The following is a 2,356-nucleotide window of genomic DNA, read 5'->3' as shown; positions in this document are numbered from 1 at the left end:
TTCAGCTGATCATGGAACGTCTGCCGGCCACGCTGGAACTGGTGTTTGTGTCGGTGGTGATGGCGATGGCCATCGGCTTTCCGCTCGGGGTTTGGTCGGCCATCAGCCGCAACAAACTGCTAAAAGAGGGCGTGCAAATACTGTCGCTGATTGGCGTTTCGCTGCCGTGGTTTCTCACCGGCATCATCCTGATTATCGTGTTTTCGGTGTGGCTCGGCTTGTTTCCCTCCAGCGGTCGCGGTGAAGTGGTGAAAATTGGCTTCTGGAGCACCGGCTTTCTTACCGCATCCGGTTGGCACTCAATCGTGCTGCCGGCGCTTTCGCTCGGTTTGTCGATGGTGACCATCATCATGCGTCTGATTCGCACCGAGATGCTGGAAGTGATGAAGTCCGATTACGTCAAATTTGCCCGCGCGCGCGGCATTGAAAACTATCGCATCTGGTTTCGTCATGCGCTGAAGAACGCGCTGCTGCCGGTGGTAACGGTAATTGGTTTACAGATTGGCGGTTTGATTGCCTTCGCCATTGTGATTGAAACCGTCTTCCAGTGGCCAGGCATGGGCTTGCTGCTGATTCAGTCGATCAACTTCGTCGATGTACCGGTTCTTTCCGGATATCTGCTGTTTACCGCCCTGATTTTTATCGTGATCAACACGCTGGTTGATCTGTTGTATTACCTGATCGACCCGCGCATGCGGGCTCAGTAAGGAGTTGCCATGATTAACGATAATGTCCCGTTACGCCGTCGTACTCGCCTGGCTCAGCAATGGCGCGCCTTTACCGATAGCGATCTGCTGTGGCTGTTCTGGCGCAGCAAAAGCACGGTGGTGGCCTTCACCTGCTGCCTGCTGATTTTGCTCTGCTCGCTGACCAGCCACTGGATTGCGCCACACAACGTGTTCGATACCACCACGTTTGACCTGATGGATTCGGAATTGCCGCCATCGTGGATGAGCGGAGGTGACGCGCGTTTCTGGCTGGGAACCGATGTGCAGGGGCGCGATATTCTGTCGCTGATGCTCTACGGCCTGAATATCTCGCTGATTATTGGCGGGATCAGCGTGCTGTTATCGGTGGTGCTCGGTGTGGCGCTGGGCGTGTTAAGCGGCTATTTCGGTGGCTTGGTGGACACGCTGATCATGCGTTTTGCCGATGCGATGCTGAGCATTCCCACCATTATGTTCACGCTGCTGGTCAGCGGCGTGGCGCGCGTGGTGATCCCCAAAGAGCTGATGGGGCACTTCGCGCCAGCTATCCTCACCGGCGCTATTGCGTTAACCGGCTGGATGCAATACGCCCGCACGGTGCGCGGCTTGACCATGCTGGAGAAAGGGCGCGAATACGTGATGGCTTCGCGTATCAGCGGCGCCAATCATCTGCACATTATGCTGCGCCATATCGTGCCGAACGTGCTGCGTCCAGTGCTGGTGATGGCAACGCTGCATCTTGGCGTGGCGATTCTGACCGAAGCGACGCTCTCGTTTCTTGGCGTTGGCATGCCGCCGGATCAACCTTCGCTGGGCACCTTAATCAATGAAGGCAATCAGTATCTGTTCTCCGGACAGTGGTGGATTGTGGCTTTCCCTGCCGCGCTGCTGGTGATCCTTTCTCTCTCTTTCAACATGCTGGGCGATTGGTTGCTGGACGCCCTTAACCCGAAATTACGTTAGGAGCCTCAGGATGCAGCCAGCCAACCAGACGTTACTGGACGTCAGAGATCTCAGCATTGAGTTTCTCCATCGCAAGGGCAATTTGCAGGCGATACACCATCTGTCGCTCAGCATGCAACCGGGAGAAGTCCTCGGCATGGTCGGCGAATCCGGCGCGGGGAAATCGCTGACCGGCGCGGCTATCAGCGGCCTGTTACAGGAGCCCGGCCGCGTTAAGAACGGTGAGATTTGGTTTCAGGGCCAGCGTATTGATAACCTCGATGACGATGCGCGTCGCCAACTGCGCGGCAAAGCCATCAGCTGTATTTTTCAGGATCCGCTCACCAGCCTCAATCCGGTGCTGACCATCGGCCAGCAACTGACTGAAACCATCCGCACCCATTTACCCCTCTCGGCGGCGCAAGCCAGTGAACGCGCCATCAACCTGCTCACCGAAGTGGGGATGAGCAGCCCGGCGCATGCATCAATATCCGCATCAGCTTTCCGGCGGCATGCGGCAACGTGTGGTGATTGCGCTGGCGCTGTGCGTGGATCCGCAGTTGGTGATCGCCGATGAGCCCACCACCGCGTTGGATGTGTCAGTTCAGGCGCAAGTATTACGCGTGCTCAAGCGTCTCTGTCAGCAGCACGGCACCGCAGTAATGCTGATCATCCATGATATGGGCGTGGTGGCAGAAGTGTGCTCG

General features: G+C 57.0%; 2 protein-coding genes and 1 pseudogene. All 3 read left to right on the top strand.

From position 1 onward, the window contains the following. Nucleotides 1-707: ABC transporter permease (locus RTY00_RS23630; protein WP_312666587.1), on the top strand; the 707-nt coding region annotated here is incomplete at its 5' end. Between the two features lie 9 nt (nt 708-716). Further along, nucleotides 717-1,670: an ABC transporter permease gene (locus tag RTY00_RS23625; protein ID WP_312666586.1), complete on the top strand. Its 954-nt coding sequence runs from the start codon at nt 717-719 to the stop codon at nt 1,668-1,670. Nucleotides 1,671-1,680: 10 nt separating this feature from the next. Next, nucleotides 1,681-2,356, top strand: a pseudogene (locus RTY00_RS23620) (ABC transporter ATP-binding protein); the annotation flags it as partial.

It is taken from the genome of Pantoea sp. CTOTU49201, from assembly GCF_032054795.1.
GTDB lineage: Bacteria > Pseudomonadota > Gammaproteobacteria > Enterobacterales > Enterobacteriaceae > Pantoea > Pantoea symbiotica.
This window is presented reverse-complemented; position numbering and strand designations above follow the sequence as displayed.